Source organism: Rosenbergiella gaditana, from assembly GCF_018494065.1.
GTDB lineage: Bacteria > Pseudomonadota > Gammaproteobacteria > Enterobacterales > Enterobacteriaceae > Rosenbergiella > Rosenbergiella gaditana.
On sequence record NZ_JABBFR010000066.1, the window covers coordinates 1 to 408 of the forward strand.

Consider the following 408-nt stretch of genomic DNA (forward strand, 5'->3'; position numbering starts at 1 on the left):
CCAATCAGCTATCTGCTGGTTTTCAACATGAAGGGTTGGCATATAGCGATAACAGCTCTCACTGATGACAAAAATCTGACAAGCTTGACGAACACTGATCCCTTTAACGGTGACTGCATGATGAGCCATCTGCTTCCGTTCTGACGGCTTCACCACTTTTTTGCCATTGCTTCCTGGATAATCTCGGCTTTGAGGCGCTCTTCGGCATACATTTTTTTGAGACGACGGTTTTCTTCTTCCAACTCTTTGAGACGGGACATCAGGGCTGCATCCATACCGCCGAATTTTGAACGCCATTTATAAAAACTAGCACTGCTGATGCCATGTTCTCGGCACAGTTCAGGAACCGGAGTACCCGCTTCAGCTTGCTTGAGAATGGCAATGATCTGGCTGTCAGTAAAACGTGAT

At 46.8% G+C, this 408-nt stretch carries 1 pseudogene; it reads right to left on the reverse strand.

From position 1 onward, the window contains the following. Positions 1-408: pseudogene (locus HH682_RS15460) on the reverse strand (transposase); the annotation flags it as partial.